The sequence below is a fragment of the Metapseudomonas resinovorans genome (assembly GCF_002003485.1).
GTDB lineage: Bacteria > Pseudomonadota > Gammaproteobacteria > Pseudomonadales > Pseudomonadaceae > Metapseudomonas > Metapseudomonas resinovorans_D.
The window spans coordinates 1-307 of record NZ_BDMA01000040.1 but is presented as its reverse complement, the minus strand read 5'-3'; the positions used below and the strand labels follow the sequence as shown (position 1 = coordinate 307).

The 307-nt window shown below is 68.7% G+C and carries 1 pseudogene; it reads left to right on the top strand.

The window, feature by feature from the left end:
* Positions 1–35 precede the first annotated feature (35 nt).
* A pseudogene (gene gcvT / locus MnOB_RS11805) lies at positions 36–307 on the top strand (glycine cleavage system aminomethyltransferase GcvT); the annotation flags it as partial.

Sequence of the window (307 nt, the reverse complement as noted above, 5' to 3'; positions counted from 1 at the left end):
TCGGTGCGCACGGCGCACCCTACTGGAGATTCCGCGTGACTACCGAAACCCTCGCCAAAACCCCGCTGCACGCCCTGCACCTCGAACTCGGCGCCCGCATGGTGCCCTTCGCCGGCTACGACATGCCGGTGCAGTACCCGCTCGGCGTGCTCAAGGAACACCTGCACACCCGCGAGCAGGCCGGCCTGTTCGACGTGTCGCACATGGGCCAGATCCTCCTGCGCGGCGACAACGCCGCCCGCGCCCTGGAAAGCCTGGTGCCGGTGGACATCCTCGACCTGCCGGTGGGCATGCAGCGCTACGCGAT